This is a genomic window from Pseudomonas sp. GW823-FHT06B06 (assembly GCF_058795195.1).
The window spans coordinates 83,795-98,030 of sequence record NZ_JBXAHO010000002.1 but is presented as its reverse complement, the minus strand read 5'-3'; the positions used below and the strand labels follow the sequence as shown (position 1 = coordinate 98,030).

General features: G+C 59.5%; 17 protein-coding genes. 7 read left to right on the top strand and 10 right to left on the bottom strand.

Annotated features, from left to right (window positions below):
* Nucleotides 1-45 precede the first annotated feature (45 nt).
* Nucleotides 46-528 carry a glutathione peroxidase gene (locus AC1Q8Q_RS02110; protein WP_020796663.1) on the top strand — a complete coding sequence of 161 codons (483 nt, stop codon included), beginning with the start codon at nt 46-48 and terminating at the stop codon, nt 526-528.
* Nucleotides 529-743: 215 nt separating this feature from the next.
* On the top strand, nt 744-1,847 hold the full coding sequence (locus AC1Q8Q_RS02105) for an NADH:flavin oxidoreductase (RefSeq protein ID WP_033042909.1): 1,104 nt from the start codon (nt 744-746) through the stop codon (nt 1,845-1,847).
* A gap of 118 nt (nt 1,848-1,965) precedes the next feature.
* Here the strand turns inward: AC1Q8Q_RS02105 and AC1Q8Q_RS02100 are convergent, their stop codons facing one another.
* A complete protein-coding gene (locus tag AC1Q8Q_RS02100; RefSeq protein WP_042955297.1) occupies nt 1,966-3,165 on the bottom strand; it encodes a glycosyltransferase family 4 protein in 1,200 nt (399 codons plus the stop codon).
* A gap of 40 nt (nt 3,166-3,205) precedes the next feature.
* Nucleotides 3,206-3,958, bottom strand: coding sequence for a sulfate transporter CysZ (gene cysZ / locus AC1Q8Q_RS02095; RefSeq protein WP_020796667.1), 753 nt, complete (start codon nt 3,956-3,958; stop codon nt 3,206-3,208).
* 314 nt (nt 3,959-4,272) lie between these two features.
* On the opposite strand from cysZ, the gene trxB reads away from it, so the two are divergent.
* Complete coding sequence (gene trxB, locus AC1Q8Q_RS02090; RefSeq protein ID WP_033042914.1) at nt 4,273-5,229, top strand: thioredoxin-disulfide reductase; 957 nt, start codon at nt 4,273-4,275, stop codon at nt 5,227-5,229.
* Between the two features lie 162 nt (nt 5,230-5,391).
* Here the strand turns inward: trxB and AC1Q8Q_RS02085 are convergent, their stop codons facing one another.
* The 6 genes from AC1Q8Q_RS02085 to folM form a co-directional block, all read right to left on the bottom strand.
* Nucleotides 5,392-6,642, bottom strand: a complete 1,251-nt coding sequence (locus AC1Q8Q_RS02085) for a 2-aminoadipate transaminase (RefSeq protein WP_033042618.1) — start codon at nt 6,640-6,642, stop codon at nt 5,392-5,394.
* Between the two features lie 217 nt (nt 6,643-6,859).
* Nucleotides 6,860-7,198: a HopJ type III effector protein gene (locus AC1Q8Q_RS02080; protein WP_432669010.1), complete on the bottom strand. Its 339-nt coding sequence runs from the start codon at nt 7,196-7,198 to the stop codon at nt 6,860-6,862.
* Nucleotides 7,191-7,487 carry a DUF1244 domain-containing protein gene (locus tag AC1Q8Q_RS02075; protein ID WP_020796671.1) on the bottom strand — a complete coding sequence of 99 codons (297 nt, stop codon included), beginning with the start codon at nt 7,485-7,487 and terminating at the stop codon, nt 7,191-7,193. The genes AC1Q8Q_RS02080 and AC1Q8Q_RS02075 overlap by 8 nt, the downstream gene beginning before the upstream one ends.
* A 99-nt stretch (nt 7,488-7,586) precedes the next feature.
* Nucleotides 7,587-7,958 (bottom strand): dihydroneopterin triphosphate 2'-epimerase, encoded by a 372-nt coding sequence (folX, locus tag AC1Q8Q_RS02070; protein ID WP_020796672.1) that lies wholly within the window; start codon nt 7,956-7,958, stop codon nt 7,587-7,589.
* Between the two features lie 2 nt (nt 7,959-7,960).
* Nucleotides 7,961-8,536, bottom strand: coding sequence for a GTP cyclohydrolase I FolE (gene folE / locus AC1Q8Q_RS02065; protein WP_179056758.1), 576 nt, complete (start codon nt 8,534-8,536; stop codon nt 7,961-7,963).
* A gap of 18 nt (nt 8,537-8,554) precedes the next feature.
* Complete coding sequence (gene folM / locus AC1Q8Q_RS02060) at nt 8,555-9,265, bottom strand: dihydromonapterin reductase (protein ID WP_492614774.1); 711 nt, start codon at nt 9,263-9,265, stop codon at nt 8,555-8,557.
* Nucleotides 9,266-9,505: 240 nt separating this feature from the next.
* Between folM and AC1Q8Q_RS02055 the strand changes: the two genes are divergently transcribed.
* Nucleotides 9,506-10,465, top strand: a complete 960-nt coding sequence (locus tag AC1Q8Q_RS02055; RefSeq protein WP_492614773.1) for a MerR family transcriptional regulator — start codon at nt 9,506-9,508, stop codon at nt 10,463-10,465.
* A gap of 3 nt (nt 10,466-10,468) precedes the next feature.
* On the opposite strand, the gene AC1Q8Q_RS02050 is transcribed toward AC1Q8Q_RS02055, so the two are convergent.
* Together AC1Q8Q_RS02050 and AC1Q8Q_RS02045 are read right to left on the bottom strand one after the other, a co-directional pair.
* Nucleotides 10,469-11,074, bottom strand: a complete 606-nt coding sequence (locus AC1Q8Q_RS02050; protein ID WP_168757245.1) for a hypothetical protein — start codon at nt 11,072-11,074, stop codon at nt 10,469-10,471.
* Nucleotides 11,075-11,141: 67 nt separating this feature from the next.
* Nucleotides 11,142-11,606: a PAS domain-containing protein gene (locus tag AC1Q8Q_RS02045; RefSeq protein WP_492614772.1), complete on the bottom strand. Its 465-nt coding sequence runs from the start codon at nt 11,604-11,606 to the stop codon at nt 11,142-11,144.
* 102 nt (nt 11,607-11,708) lie between these two features.
* Here AC1Q8Q_RS02045 and AC1Q8Q_RS02040 point away from each other — a divergent pair, with 102 nt between their 5' ends.
* From AC1Q8Q_RS02040 to AC1Q8Q_RS02030, 3 genes are all read left to right on the top strand, one after another.
* Nucleotides 11,709-12,164 (top strand): flavodoxin, encoded by a 456-nt coding sequence (locus AC1Q8Q_RS02040; RefSeq protein ID WP_492614771.1) that lies wholly within the window; start codon nt 11,709-11,711, stop codon nt 12,162-12,164.
* Nucleotides 12,165-12,331: 167 nt separating this feature from the next.
* Nucleotides 12,332-13,117 carry a class II aldolase/adducin family protein gene (locus tag AC1Q8Q_RS02035; RefSeq protein ID WP_020796679.1) on the top strand — a complete coding sequence of 262 codons (786 nt, stop codon included), beginning with the start codon at nt 12,332-12,334 and terminating at the stop codon, nt 13,115-13,117.
* The gene (locus AC1Q8Q_RS02030; RefSeq protein WP_020796680.1) at nt 13,117-14,019 is read left to right on the top strand and encodes an alpha/beta fold hydrolase; all 903 of its coding nucleotides are present in this window, start codon (nt 13,117-13,119) and stop codon (nt 14,017-14,019) included. Before AC1Q8Q_RS02035 ends, AC1Q8Q_RS02030 begins: the two co-directional genes overlap by 1 nt.
* Nucleotides 14,020-14,236 lie beyond the last annotated feature (217 nt).

Here is a 14,236-nt window from a genome sequence, read left to right as displayed (position 1 = left end):
ACCAAGTGGCTGTTTCGAGAAGAACACGGGAATCTGGAGTACGTCATGAGTGCTTTTCACGAACTTAATTTGACAGCCCTGGATGGCCAGGTGCTGCCTCTGGCACCTTTCAAGGGGCAAGTCGTGCTGGTGGTCAACGTGGCCTCCAAATGTGGCTTGACGCCACAGTACGCGGCGCTGGAAAACCTCTACCAGCAATACAAAGGTAAAGGCTTCAGCGTGCTGGGCTTGCCATGCAACCAGTTTGCCGGTCAGGAACCCGGTACCGAGCAGGAAATAAAGAACTTCTGCAGCCTCAACTATGGCGTGACCTTTCCGTTGTCCAGCAAGCTGGAAGTCAACGGTCACGAGCGTCACCAGCTGTACAAGTTGCTGGCAGGCGAGGGCGCGGAGTTTCCTGGTGACATCACCTGGAACTTCGAGAAGTTCCTGCTGGGTAAAGATGGTCGTGTGCTGGCGCGGTTTTCACCGCGTACGGCGCCGGATGATCCGAGTGTTGTTCAGGCAATCGAGAAAGCGTTGGCCTGACATATCCCTTCGTAGGAGCCGGCTTGCTGGCGATGGTCGTCAACGATGACGCGCATCGCCTGACACCACGCAGTGTTTTCGAGTCCATCGCCAACAAGCCGGCTCCTACAACGTCCCCCTTTTGATGTTTAATCACCCATATCAATAGTGCTGTTCAGCGCGTGCAAGCCTCCATATTATAGCCGTCATAAAGACTATTCCCGTGGAGCGTCCCCATGCCCGTCAAAGCCTTGTTCAAACCGTTCCACCTCGGCACCCTCGAACTGCCGACCCGCGTCGTCATGGCGCCGATGACCCGTTCGTTTTCGCCGGGCGGCGTACCGAATTCCAAAGTGATCGAGTATTACCGCCGTCGCGCTGCGGCCGGCGTGGGCTTGATCATCACCGAAGGCACCACTGTCGGGCACAAGGCTTCCAACGGCTACCCGAACGTTCCGCAGTTCTACGGCGAAGCGGCGCTGACGGGCTGGAAAAAAGTCGTCGATGCGGTGCATGCCGAGGGTGGCAAGATCGTTCCGCAGCTGTGGCACGTCGGCAGTGTGCGCCGTATTGGCACCGAGCCGGACGCCAGCGTGCCGGGTTATGGTCCGTCGGAAAAAGTGAAGGACGGTCAGGTCGTGGTTCACGGTATGACCAAGCAGGACATTCAGGACGTGATCGCCGCGTTCGCCCAGGCGGCAAAGGATGCCCAGAGCATTGGCATGGACGGCGTGGAAATCCATGGTGCCCACGGCTACCTGATCGACCAGTTCTTCTGGGAAGGCAGCAACCAGCGCACCGACGAATACGGCGGTAGCCTGGCCAACCGTTCGCGTTTCGCCATTGAATTGATTCAGGCCACGCGTGCAGCGGTCGGCGAAGGTTTCCCGATCATCTTCCGTTTCTCCCAGTGGAAGCAGCAGGACTACACCGCGCGCCTGGTGCAAACACCTGAGGCGTTGGGCGAATTCCTCAAGCCATTGTCCGATGCCGGGGTGGATATTTTCCACTGTTCGACACGCCGTTTCTGGGAGCCGGAGTTCGACGGTTCCGAGCTGAACCTGGCGGGCTGGGCCCGCAAGCTCACTGGCAAGCCGACCATCACCGTAGGCAGCGTAGGCCTGGACGGTGAGTTCCTGCAGTTCATGGTCAACACCGACAAGGTGGCGCAGCCGGCCAGCCTGGAAAAACTGCTGGAGCGCCTGAACAACGACGAGTTCGATCTGGTGGCGGTCGGCCGTGCACTGTTGGTGGACCCCGACTGGGCGCAGAAAGTACGTGACGGTCGCGAGGAAGACATCCTGCCGTTCAGTCGTGAGGCGTTGATGACGCTGGTTTAAGCGGCGTCTGGAAGAATGCTTTCACGAGCAGGCTCGCTCCCACAGTGGTTATGCGTTGTACACAAAACCTGTGGGAGCGAGCCTGCTCGCGAAGACTGACTGAATGGCACCCAATATCTCAGGGCAGAGTCGGTGCATTCGGCACCACCACCTCCCCAACACAGGCCCCCCGCAACTGCCCCTCGAACTGCTCGACAATCGCCGCCCACCCCTGCCGACTGGCATGCTGGCGCGCATTGAGCCGCACACAGCGCAAGGTTTCGCGCTTCTCCAGCAACCACGTCGCGGCGTCACAAAATGCCTCTTCATCCCCCGGCATTGCCAGCACGCCGTTGTAGCCATGACGAATATGTTGCGCCGCTGCCGCCTGGTCGTAAGCCACCACCCCCAGTCCAGAGGCCAATGCCTCAAGCACCACATTGCCGAAGGTCTCGGTCAGGCTTGGGAACAGAAACACATCCCCGGACGCATAGTGACTGGCCAGGGCTTCACCGCGTTGTGTCCCGCAGAAAATCGCCTCGGGTAACTCGCTTTCCATCAGCTGTCGTTGCGGACCATCGCCCACCACGATCAGTTTCAGAATGCGCTGTGGATAAGTGCCCTTGAGCGTGTCGAAACAGCGTTTGAGCAAACCGAGGTTTTTCTCCGGTGCCAAACGGCCTACATGGATAACGGCAATGTCCTTCTCGCCCAGTCCCCATTGCTCGCGTAGCGCATTCAAGCGTTTGCTTGGGTGAAACAGCTGGCTGTCGACGCCGCGGGACAGCAATGCCAGGCGCTCGAAATGCCGACGTTCCAGCTCCATGCGCTGGCTGACACTGGGCACCAACGTCAGGTTCGAGCGATTATGGAACCAACGCAGGTAATGGGTCAGCAATCGAGTCAGCATGCCGAATCCATACTGGCTGGAGTACTGCTGGAAGTTGGTGTGAAAGCCGCTCACCACTGAAATACCCAGGCGTCGTGCCGCGCGCAATGCCGACAATCCCAAAGGACCCTCGGTGGCGATGTACAGCACATCCGGGCGATGACGCTTCCAGCGCCGCAGCAGCTTGTGCATCGACGACTGCCCCCATTGCAATCCGGGATAGCCCGGCAGCGGCCAGCCCCGGCACAGCAACAACTCATCGTCACTGCTCGCCGATTGATCGCAGCCCTGGCGTGGTCGCACCAATTCCACCTGGTGCCCGCGCGCGCGCAAACCGTCGCACAGGCGGCCAAGGGTATTGGCCACGCCATTGATTTCCGGAGGGAAGGTTTCGGTGATCAGGGTGATATGCAGGGCTGTCGTCATGGCCCCAGTGTCGGCTGAGGCCATGTCGGCGTTGTGACGACGAGATGATGGATTTGTGACCGATCTAGCGTTGGGTCACCAGATTCTCCGCCCCACGCTCGCGCACCCAGAACAAAGTCGCCCCGGCCACCGCCGCCGGCATCATCAGGATGTTGACCACCGGAATCAGCAACACCAGGTAAACACTCCCGCCGAAACTCATGCTCTGCCAGCGCTTTTCGCGCAACCAGGCGAGCATCTCGTTCCACCCAAGCTTGTGGTTGTCCGCCGGGTAGTCGATGTACTGGATCGCCATCATCCACACGCCGAACACCAGCCACAGCGGTGCCGCGATGATGTTCACCACCGGGATGAACGAAAGAATGAACAACCCGAGCGCCCGGGGCAGGAAATACCCGAGCTTGCGCATTTCCCGTGCGAGGGTACGGGGGATCATGGCGATCAGCTCACCCCAGCTGAAGGCCGGGAAGTCGTCGGTGCCGCGCACCACCACTTCGACTTTCTCTGCGAGAAAACCATTGAACGGCGCAGCGATGACGTTGGCCAGCATGGTGAAGGTGAAGAACACCATCAACACCACCAGCACGACGAAAATCGGCCACAGGATGTAACTGAGAAAACTCAGCCACTCGGGCAGGGACGGCATCAGTGTATCGACCCACAGGCTGAACTGATGGCCGGCCAGGTAGATCAATCCGACGAACAGCACCAGGTTGATTGCCAGCGGTAACAATACGAACAAACGCAAACTGGGGCTCAGGACCAGCTTGAGGCCTTCGCGCAAGTATTGCGGGCCGGACAGAACGGGGGCGGGCATAACAGGCTCCGGGCAGTGGGAAACGCGCCGACCTTACCGGCTTTGCCTGACCGGCGAAAGCGCGACAGCGACATCGACATTAACTGTAACAAAGGCGTCCTGGGAAACACTCTGTGGGGATAGAGACCACCTATGAGCTGGATTGTTAAACCGTATTTCCTTAATCTTCGCCCCCTCGATACGCTGCACCCAATCTTTTTACAGGACTGTCGAGTTCAAGCCTTCCCCAAGTGCTTTCAATGGTCCTTTTTTATTCCCGCCGGTCAGCCGGCGTTCCGCGCCAGGTATTCCGGGCCGGTCAACAGGAGCAGGTCATGTCTGAAGTTCGTCATTCGCGAGTGATTATTCTCGGTTCCGGCCCTGCCGGTTACAGCGCCGCCGTCTATGCCGCCCGTGCCAACCTCAAGCCACTTTTGATCACCGGCATGCAGGCCGGCGGTCAACTGACCACCACCACTGAAGTCGACAACTGGCCGGGTGATGTCCACGGCCTGACCGGCCCGGCGTTGATGGAGCGGATGCGTGAGCACGCCGAGCGCTTTGAAACCGAGATCGTTTTCGATCACATCAATGCCGTGGACTTCGCCGCCAAGCCTTACACCCTGACCGGCGACAGCGCGACCTACACCTGCGACGCCCTGATCATTGCCACCGGCGCCAGCGCTCGCTACCTGGGCCTGCCATCGGAAGAAGCGTTCATGGGCAAAGGCGTTTCGGCCTGCGCGACCTGCGACGGTTTCTTCTACCGCAACAAGCCCGTGGCTGTGGTCGGTGGCGGTAACACCGCTGTCGAAGAAGCCCTGTACCTGGCCAACATCGCCAGCACCGTGACCCTGATCCATCGTCGCGAAACCTTCCGCGCCGAGAAGATCCTGATCGACAAGCTCAACGCTCGCGTGGCCGAAGGCAAGATCATCCTGAAGCTGAACGCGACCCTGGACGAAGTCCTGGGCGACAACATGGGCGTGACCGGTGCCCGCCTGAAGAACAACGACGGCAGCTTCGACGAAGTGAAAGTCGATGGCGTGTTCATCGCCATCGGCCACACCCCGAACACTTCGTTGTTCGAAGGGCAGTTGACGCTGAAAGACGGCTACCTGGTCGTACACGGCGGCCGTGACGGCAACGCCACTGCGACCAACCTCGAAGGCATCTTCGCCGCCGGTGACGTGGCTGACCACGTCTACCGCCAGGCGATTACCTCCGCTGGCGCCGGTTGCATGGCGGCACTGGATGCCGAGCGTTACCTGGACAACCTGCAGAACGCTTGATCCTGTAGAAAAGAAAAAACCGGCTTCTGCCGGTTTTTTTGTGGGCAACACAAATGCCCCCCTGTAGGAGCTGCCGAAGGCTGCGATCTTTTGATCTTGATCTTATACAAAGCAAGATCAAAAGATCGCAGCCTTCGGCAGCTCCTACAGGGGACCGTATGTTCAGGTTAACTTCTGCAGGCACGCCTCAAGGATGTCGAGGCCTTCTTCAAGCACAGCCGCTTCAATCGTCAACGGCGCCAACAGCCGAATGATGTGCCGCGATTTTCCGCTGGGCATCAGCAACAACCCGGCGTCCCGGGCCAGGGCCAGCAGTTGCGTCAACTGCGCCGAAGCGGGTGTGCCGTCGGTCTTGATCAGCTCAATGCCGCGCATCGTGCCCACGCCGGTCAGGCGACCCAGGTACGGCGACAGCTTGTTCGCGTGCCAGGTTTCAACGCGACTGACTATCGCTTCCTCCTGTTGTGAGCCCCAGGCTCGCAGATTGGCGTCCGTCATTTCATCCAGGGTCGCGAGCGCTGCGGCACAGGCGATCGGGTTGCCGGAATATGTACCGCCAAGCCCACCCTTGGGCAAGTTATCCAGCAGCGACTTACGCCCGACCACCGCACCCAGCGGCATGCCGCCGGCGATGCTTTTGCCCAACAGGATCAGGTCCGGTTCGATGCCCAGGCGCGAGAACGCAAACCGCTGGCCAGTGCGGCCAAAACCAGACTGGATTTCATCGGCAATCAGTACGATGCCTTTTTCGTCGCAAAACGTGCGCAGCGCCTGGGCGAACTCGACATCCATGGCCAGGAAACCCGCTTCGCCCTGCACGGGTTCGACGATAAAGCAGGCCACGTCCTCGACGTCGATCTCGACGCTGAACAGGCGCTCCATGGCCTTGAGCGCCTCGACACAGGTCACGCCGTTGTCCCGGCTGGGGAACGGCAAGTGATACACCGGCCCCGGCAACACGCCGACTTTCTGTTTGTAGGGGGCAACCTTGCCGTTGAGGTTGAGAGTGGCCAGCGTGCGGCCATGAAAGGCGCCATCGAAGGCAATCACGGCTGTGCGACCAGTCGCGCCACGGACGATCTTCAGTGCATTCTCCGCTGCTTCGGCGCCGCTGTTGGTGAGCATGCCGCTGACCGGGTAATCCACCGGAATGAACGCCGCCAGGCGATCCATGAGCTCAAGGTAGGGGGTATGGGGCGCGGCGTTGAAGGCGTAGTGGGTCAGCCGCGTGGCCTGTTCGCGAATGGCTTCGACGATACGGGGATGGCAGTGACCTAGATTCAGTACGCCGATGCCGCCGACAAAGTCGATGTAACGTTTGCCGTCGGTGTCCCAGACCTCGGCATTTTTGCCGTGGCTGAGCGTGACAGGGTGGACGATATTGATCGACTGGCTGATGGTTTCGCTGCGCATGGCTGACCGGCTCGGAAGAAGGAAGATTGTTTTTATCTAAGCCGGGAGCAGCGGTGCCCGGCAAACGAAATAAAGTCGCCGGGTTAATCTTTAAAGTCGGGATGTGCAAAAGATCAAAAGATCGCAGCCTTCGGCAGCTCCTACGGGCGCACCGCCATGTTGCGAATGAACTAGATCCTGTAGGAGCTGCCGCAGGCTGCGATCTTTTGCGTCTGAATCAGCGGCGGGTCAGCGGCCGTCGGGTGAATTTCACACCGGCCAGGCCATGCTCGATCAACGCACGGATATTGCCGTGATCGCTGCCCTCGGGTGTCGCCAGCACCGAGCGGTAATGCTCGCCGAACGCCAGCAGCGCTTCTTCATCGCTCAGGCCTTCCAGCAGGGCCAGGCCCAGCGTCTTGCACGAACCTTCGTTCTGCCCGGCGGCGTTTTCCACGCCGCCATTGGTGAAGGCCTGGGGCTGGTAATCGTAGCCGGCGGCAATGAATGCCAGCGTATCGGCGAAAGCGTGTTCGCCACTCTTGAGGCTGGCGCGCAGGGTGTTCAAATCACTCATTGGGTTTTCCTTTGGCGAACGCCGCTTGTTGTTCGGCGCTGGCTTCTTGCTGATATTGGGCTTTCCACTCGGCGTACGGCATGCCGTAGACCACTTCGCGGGCTTGATCGAGGCTGACCTCGATCTGGCGTTCATCGGCCGCTGCCTTGTACCACTTGGACAGGCAGTTGCGACAGAAGCCCGAGAGGTTCATCAGGTCGATGTTCTGCACATCCTTGCGGCTGTCCAGGTGGGCCACCAGCCGGCGGAAGGCGGCGGCTTCGAGCTCAAGGCGTTCTTGATCGGTCATAGGGGGGTCTCTTCGAGACAGCTTCAAGCGGCAAGCTTCAAGCTGCAAGATGGATGGCGGTGGCTTGTAGCTTACCGCTTGAAGCTTGAAGCTTGAAGCTTAGCGGCTTGCCGCGAGCGTTATCGACACCGACTCGGCGAAGCGCAAGGCGTGGGGCTTGTCGACTTCGACCTCGGCGTACAGCACCGACGCGTTGGCCATGACCAGGTCCAGCAGCTCCTGGGTCAGGCGTTCGAGCAGGGCAAAGCGATTGCCTTCCACGTGGGCGATGATCGCCTTGGTGATGGTGCGGTAGTTCAGCGCGTGATCGATATCGTTGTCGCGCACCGCTTCCTGGGCTGCATAGAGGATGGTCAGGTTGATCAACACATCCTGCTTGTTGAGGATCTCGTCTTCGTTGATGCCAATGTAGGTGCGCAGGCACAGGTCCTTGACCCGGATGCGCGCCATGCCTGGTTGAAGTTGTGGCATTGCTACTTGCTCCGTCCAATCAATTGCAGGAACTCCTGGCGGGTATTGCTCGACTCGCGGAAGGCGCCGAGCATCACCGAGGTGTTCATGGTCGAATTCTGTTTCTCGACGCCGCGCATCATCATGCACATGTGCTGTGCTTCGATGACCACGGCAACGCCTGCCGCGCCGGTTACCTGTTGCACGGCGTCGGCGATTTGCCGGGTGAGGTTTTCCTGGATCTGCAGGCGACGGGCGAACATGTCCACCAGCCGGGCAATCTTCGACAGACCCAGCACCTTGCCCGTTGGAATATAAGCCACATGCGCCTTGCCGATGAAGGGCAGCAGGTGATGTTCGCAGAGGGAATAGAGTTCGATGTTGTCGACGATCACCATTTCATCGTTGTCGGAGGCGAACAGGGCGCCGTTGATGATTTCCTCGACACTTTGCCCGTAACCGTGACACAGGTACTGCATGGCCTTGGCCGCGCGCAGCGGGGTGTCACGCAGGCCTTCGCGCTCGGGGTTTTCACCGAGGCCGATGAGGATCTCGCGATAGCTCTGTGACAGGCAGTTCTGATGTAGGGAAAGCGTCATGGAAGATCCTCGGGACACTTATTTGATGTGCCTTCCGCCGTTGACGGTCAGGGTCGTGCCGGTGACATAAGGGTTATCGAGCAGATAACGCAAGCTCTGGTAGATCACTTCGCTGCCAGGTTCGATGCCCAGCGCGGATTTGGCCAGTGCCTTGGCGCGATAGTCGGCATCGTCGTCGGCATTGAACAGTAGCAGGGCGGGTGCGATCGTGTTGACCTTGATGCCGGGCGCGTATCGGGCGGCGAAGGACAGGGTCAGGCTGTCGAGCCCGGCTTTGCTGGCGCAGTAGCCGATGTGCTTGCTGCTGCCCTTGCGGGTCACATCATCGCTGATGTGCACGATGTCGGCGGGGCTTGAGCGTTCGAGCAGGTCGGCGCAATGCAGGTTGATCAGGTAGGGCGCCAGCATGTGCACGTTGAACATGCGGGTGAATGCGGCGGCATCGGTGTCCGCCGTCTCGGCCAGCCATTCTGAAGCGTTATGGATGATTGCCCGCAAGCTGTCGGTGTGTGTTTTCAGTTGACTGATGAAGGTGACGATCCCGGCTTCGCTGGAGAAATCCGCGAACAGCCCGATCGCGCCCAAATCGCGCAGGATTTGTACGCCGGGACGTTCGCTGCGATAACTGAAAATCACGCGATGGCCATCATCGAGCAATCGCTGCGCGCAATGCAGGCCTACACGCTGGCCGGCACCGGTGATCAGAATGGGGGCTGCAGAAGAGGTCATGAACGGCTCGCATCGCGGTAAGAGCAAAACTATACCAGCGACGAGCCGTGAACCTACAGGTTTCGGGTCTTCGGTTGCGCAGGCGCAACGCCGTGGTGGCGGCTGTATTTTGGGGCAAGCAAGTACTATTCCTGATTTCCCTTCCAGGCCGGTGACCTTGGTAACAATCTATTTCTTGAATGATTGAGGTGTAGGGGAGGTAGAATGGGCCCAGATAATTACATGGACGTAGGCCTATAAATGCCTGTCTTGACCGACGTTGCCCCGGGTGTGTCGCCAGCGCTCTCCCTGGAACGGGAAGAGCTTTTCCCGATTCGCGAAGTGGCGCGCCTGACCGGTGTGAACCCGGTCACGCTTCGCGCATGGGAGCGTCGTTATGGCCTGATCGTACCCACTCGCACCGAAAGCGGGCATCGCCTGTATTCGATGCAGGACATTGAGCGGGTCCGAAGCATCCTCAACTGGATCGAACGCGGTGTGGCGGTCAGCAAGATCGGCAAGATCCTGGCCAAGGCAGAGCCGTTACAGGTATTGGCTCACATCATCCCCAGCGATCTGGTGCAGGCGGATTACGCACAGTGGCAGCAACAGCTTGCAGCCGCGGTCAGTGCGTTTGATGACATCCGGCTGGAGCAGGTCTACGGGCAGATTTTTTCCAGCTACTCCCAACCGGTGGTTTTCCAGGACATTATTCTTCCACTGTGGAGGCAATTGCTGCAGCGCCAGGATACGTTCGGCCGGGCCAGCGAATGGCTGTTCCTCGATGGCTTTCTGCGCTCGCGGGTGGTACAGCGCCTGCTGCTAATCCGTGACCGGCACCCCCGGCGAGTCATTGTCAGCGCCTTGGCGGGCCAATGTCGCGAGCTTGAGTTGCTGATCGCCGCCCTGTTCCTCGGCAACGATCAAATGGGGGTGCGGGTGCTGACCACCGGCCAACCGTTCGACGAACTGACGCTGGTCTGCGAGCGGATCAAGCCAAGGGCGCTGGTGCTGGTTTCCAATCATGTCCCCACCCCCGACTTGCCCCGGAGCCTGAATCGCCTGGCGATGAGCCTGGATTGCCCCTTGCTCCTGGCTGGGGATGCCAGTGACCTGGCGCAGGAAAGCCTCGCCGGGTCATCGATCGGATGCCTGGGCAACGAAGGTATGGTGATGCGCCAGCGCCTGAACCAATTTCTGGCCGGCAGCCTGGATACCTGAAGGTCAGAGGTGCAGGGTTGGATGCGCCAGGCGATGCTGTTGCAGAATGAATTGACGCAGGCGCTCGGTTTCGTCCAGGTCGTTCTGGCTCAACTGGTAGGCATAGAAACCCTGTTCGGTTTCTTTTTCGAGGGTCCCGCGCAAGGCGATGCGCTCATAGCCTGAGGGGCTGAACCACAGGGCGAAGTGCTTGGGTGCCTTGGTCTTGTTGCGAATCTCCAGCAAAACCCCTTTGAACGATACTTCGTGCACCCACAAGGTGCCGGGTTGACCCTTGGCGTTTTCCAGCGCAACCGGCTCGTCGAGCACCAGTCGCCACGGCCGGACCGATGGCCCGCCTTCATAAATACTCGGCACGCCCAGGCGCAGGTGCATGGCATGAAACTCGTCTTCCACCAAGTGCAGGGGGAAGGTCATTTGCTGGTTTTCGAAGTTGGCTTGAAGGGTAACCTGTTCATGCGCGGCCAGGCGCGTGAGCAGGTCACGGATCTGCGATCCACCATTAACGAGCAGACTCGACGTCGCATCCCGCACGTTCAGTTGCGGGTTGTGTTGCATGGTCTGGATAAAATCCAGCTCATCCTGGGTCAGGAGCGCGTCGCGTTGCATGGTTAGGCTCGAAAAATTTAGTTACAGAGGCTCTGGTGATTGTAGTTAATGACAATTAATTCACCGTTTAGTTTTTGCCGTTCGTCGCTTTGAGCGCAGCAAGCTCCGCCTGGACTTCTGCCAGTTGTGCTTCAAGCAGTGTCACTCGCTGTTGCGCCTTGACCTGCAGGGTGACGTCCTTCTGCACTCCGATAAAATAAACCTGCCCGTCATTCGGATTTTTCACCGTCGAAAGCGACAGCTCGTTCCAGAATGGGGTGCCATCCTTGCGATAATTGCGCAGGATTTCCCGGCAGGAGCCTTCACTGTTCAATGCGTCACGAATTTTCGGCAGGGCGTCCTGATCACGGTCGCCCGACTGCAGGAAGCGGCAATCCTGGTAGAGGATTTCTTCTCTGGTGTAACCGGTCAGGCGTTCGAAGGCCGGGTTGACGTAGATCAGGATCTTGTCTTGATCGCCTTCTTTCTCAGCAATCACGATACCGTCGTTGGAGGCATTGATCGCCAACTGCAGCAGTTTCGCGTTGATCATCGGTGATACCCTTCCTTGTTGGTTGTCTGTGGGATTCTAAAAGAACAATGCAGACCGTGCTGTTAATATCCCGGTCTTTTATTCAGCGTCAGGATCAGATTGATGAAAGTCGCCATCATTTCCGGCTCGGTATACGGCACGGCTGAAGAAGTTGCCCGCCACGCCGCCAGTATTTTGAAAAACGCCGGTTTCGAAACCTTCCACAACCCGCGGGCAAGCCTCGCCGATATTCAGGCCTTCGCTCCCGAAGCCTTTCTGGCTGTAACGTCGACCACCGGCATGGGCGAGCTACCGGACAACCTGCAACCCCTGTACTCGACGATTCGAGACCAGTTGCCCGCCGCCTGGCGAGGCTTGCCAGGGGCCGTCATCGGCCTGGGCGACGCAAGCTATGGCGATACCTTTTGCGGCGGTGGCGAGCTAATGCGGGAGTTGTTCGGTGAGCTGGGCATTCGCGAAATCCTGCCGATGCTGCGCCTGGACGCCAGTGAAAGCGTGACCCCTGAAGCGGATGCCGAGCCTTGGCTGGCGGAACTGATCGACGCGCTGCGGGGCTGATCGGTAACGCGGGTGCACCGGCAGCCAGGCCATGGATCCAAACTCTTCGAGCCGCTGACTCGCTCGGCCATCAAGCTGGCTGCCAATGCAACTACGCGAAGCTCGGAGGGTGACTAGACTCGGTAGTTATTGGAAACACTCCATAATAAGAACCGAGGTTCCTTGCCGTGAGCGTAGCCCCCGTCCAGTCGTCCTCCTCCTGTGTCAAAGACCAGGTCAGCGCTGCCGAGTGGCAGGCCCGCGTCGACCTCGCTGCCTGCTATCGCCTGGTCGCCCAGCATGGCTGGGATGATCTGATTTTCACGCACATCTCCGCCAAGGTGCCGGGCACCGAAGATTTCCTGATCAACCCATACGGTCTGATGTTTCACGAAATTACTGCGTCGAGCCTGGTCAAGGTCGATCAGTCCGGCAACAAGTTGATGGACAGCCCCTACGAGATCAATCCGGCGGGGTACACCATCCATAGCGCGGTGCATGAGGTTCGTCACGATGTCGTGTGCGTGCTGCATACCCATACCGCTTCGGGCGTGGCGGTGTCGGCGCAGCGACAAGGCATTTTGCCGATCAGCCAACAGTCGCTGTTCGTTCTTTCCAGCCTGGCGTATCACGCCTACGAAGGTGTTGCGCTCAATCACGAGGAAAAAGCGCGGCTGCAAGCCGACCTCGGAGAAAACAACTTCCTGATGTTACACAACCACGGTCTGCTGACCTGTGGGCCCAGCATCGCCGACACCTTCCTGATGATGTTTATCTTTCAACGTGCCTGCGACATCCAGGTCATGGCGCAGAACGGTGGGGCTGAATTGATTGCCATCGAACCGCAGATTCTGGCGGGTGCCAAGGCGATGATCGCCGGTGTCACCAAAAGTGCTCAAGGAATGGGCGGAGCGCTGGCTTGGCCGGCGTTGCTGCGCAAGCTCGATAAACTGGACCCGGGGTACAAACTCTAATGCAACTCGCCGAGATTCCCCTGAGTGTCTGGCGCAAGCGCGGCCAGACTTTCATGTTCCATGGCCAAGCTATCCGTTACTGGACGGCGGGGCAGGGTGAGCCGTTGTTGCTCATCCATGGCTTTCCCAGCGCCAGTTGGGACTGGCATTACCTTTGGCAACCACTGGCCCAGCGCTATCGGGTAATTGCCTGTGACATGCTCGGATTCGGCGACTCGGCCAAACCGGTGGATCACGAGTACAGTTTGCTGGAACAGGCCGATTTGCAGCAGGCGCTGCTGGCTCATCTCAACGTCGAGCAACCGCTGCACCTGCTTGCCCATGACTACGGCGACAGCGTGGCCCAGGAGCTGTTGGCCCGGCATTACGAAGCGCGCATCGACCTCGCCAGTTGCGTATTCCTCAATGGCGGGTTGTTCCCCGAAACCCATCGCCCGGTGCTGGTGCAAAAACTCCTGCTCAGCCCGTTGGGATGGATGATCGGCCGTGCTTTTAGCCGTGATGGCCTGGTGAAGAGTTTCCGTCAGATCTTCGGCCCGCAAACTCGTCCCAGCGAGAGCCAGATGGACGATTTCTGGAGCCTCGTCGAAAGCAATCACGGGCCACGGGTCATGCATAAATTGATTGCCTACATCCCCGAGCGGCGAACCCAGCGCGAGCGTTGGGTCGGCGCGATGCAGCGCGGCGAGGTGCCGCTGCGGGTGATCGATGGCGAGGTCGACCCGATCTCCGGTGCCCACATGATCGCGCGCTACCGTGAGCTGATACCCAACCCGGACACGGTCCTGCTCAGCGACATCGGTCATTACCCGCAGATCGAGGCGCCCTGCCAGGTGCTCAAGCACTACCTGGCATTCCGCGACCGGACGACCTCACCGCCGCTCAAGGTGGCTTGTTCGTAGCAACCGGCTTGCCGGCGAAGGCGCCCTTGAGCACGGCGCCGCCTTTCCGGGCGCTCTCACCCCCGTAGGAGCGAGCATGCTCGCGAAAAACCTGAGAGCACCTGGGGGTGTCAGGCTCCCCGCGTCATTGTTGGCTACCATCGCGAGCATGCTCGCTCCTACAGGTTCCCACCCGCCGCGAAGCCATAGGTGGCCGTTACCGCAGCAATGGATATCT

Excerpts from the sequence above, each read along its gene's own strand:
- AC1Q8Q_RS02110 (WP_020796663.1), top strand. The coding sequence starts at position 46 with ATGAGTGCTTTTCACGAACTTAATTTGACAGCCCTGGATGGCCAGGTG.
- AC1Q8Q_RS02105 (WP_033042909.1), top strand. The coding sequence starts at position 744 with ATGCCCGTCAAAGCCTTGTTCAAACCGTTCCACCTCGGCACCCTCGAA.
- AC1Q8Q_RS02100 (WP_042955297.1), bottom strand. The coding sequence starts at position 3,165 with ATGGCCTCAGCCGACACTGGGGCCATGACGACAGCCCTGCATATCACC.
- cysZ (WP_020796667.1), bottom strand. The coding sequence starts at position 3,958 with ATGCCCGCCCCCGTTCTGTCCGGCCCGCAATACTTGCGCGAAGGCCTC.
- trxB (WP_033042914.1), top strand. The coding sequence starts at position 4,273 with ATGTCTGAAGTTCGTCATTCGCGAGTGATTATTCTCGGTTCCGGCCCT.
- AC1Q8Q_RS02085 (WP_033042618.1), bottom strand. The coding sequence starts at position 6,642 with ATGCGCAGCGAAACCATCAGCCAGTCGATCAATATCGTCCACCCTGTC.
- AC1Q8Q_RS02080 (WP_432669010.1), bottom strand. The coding sequence starts at position 7,198 with ATGAGTGATTTGAACACCCTGCGCGCCAGCCTCAAGAGTGGCGAACAC.
- AC1Q8Q_RS02075 (WP_020796671.1), bottom strand. The coding sequence starts at position 7,487 with ATGACCGATCAAGAACGCCTTGAGCTCGAAGCCGCCGCCTTCCGCCGG.
- folX (WP_020796672.1), bottom strand. The coding sequence starts at position 7,958 with ATGCCACAACTTCAACCAGGCATGGCGCGCATCCGGGTCAAGGACCTG.
- folE (WP_179056758.1), bottom strand. The coding sequence starts at position 8,536 with ATGACGCTTTCCCTACATCAGAACTGCCTGTCACAGAGCTATCGCGAG.
- folM (WP_492614774.1), bottom strand. The coding sequence starts at position 9,265 with ATGACCTCTTCTGCAGCCCCCATTCTGATCACCGGTGCCGGCCAGCGT.
- AC1Q8Q_RS02055 (WP_492614773.1), top strand. The coding sequence starts at position 9,506 with ATGCCTGTCTTGACCGACGTTGCCCCGGGTGTGTCGCCAGCGCTCTCC.
- AC1Q8Q_RS02050 (WP_168757245.1), bottom strand. The coding sequence starts at position 11,074 with ATGCAACGCGACGCGCTCCTGACCCAGGATGAGCTGGATTTTATCCAG.
- AC1Q8Q_RS02045 (WP_492614772.1), bottom strand. The coding sequence starts at position 11,606 with ATGATCAACGCGAAACTGCTGCAGTTGGCGATCAATGCCTCCAACGAC.
- AC1Q8Q_RS02040 (WP_492614771.1), top strand. The coding sequence starts at position 11,709 with ATGAAAGTCGCCATCATTTCCGGCTCGGTATACGGCACGGCTGAAGAA.
- AC1Q8Q_RS02030 (WP_020796680.1), top strand. The coding sequence starts at position 13,117 with ATGCAACTCGCCGAGATTCCCCTGAGTGTCTGGCGCAAGCGCGGCCAG.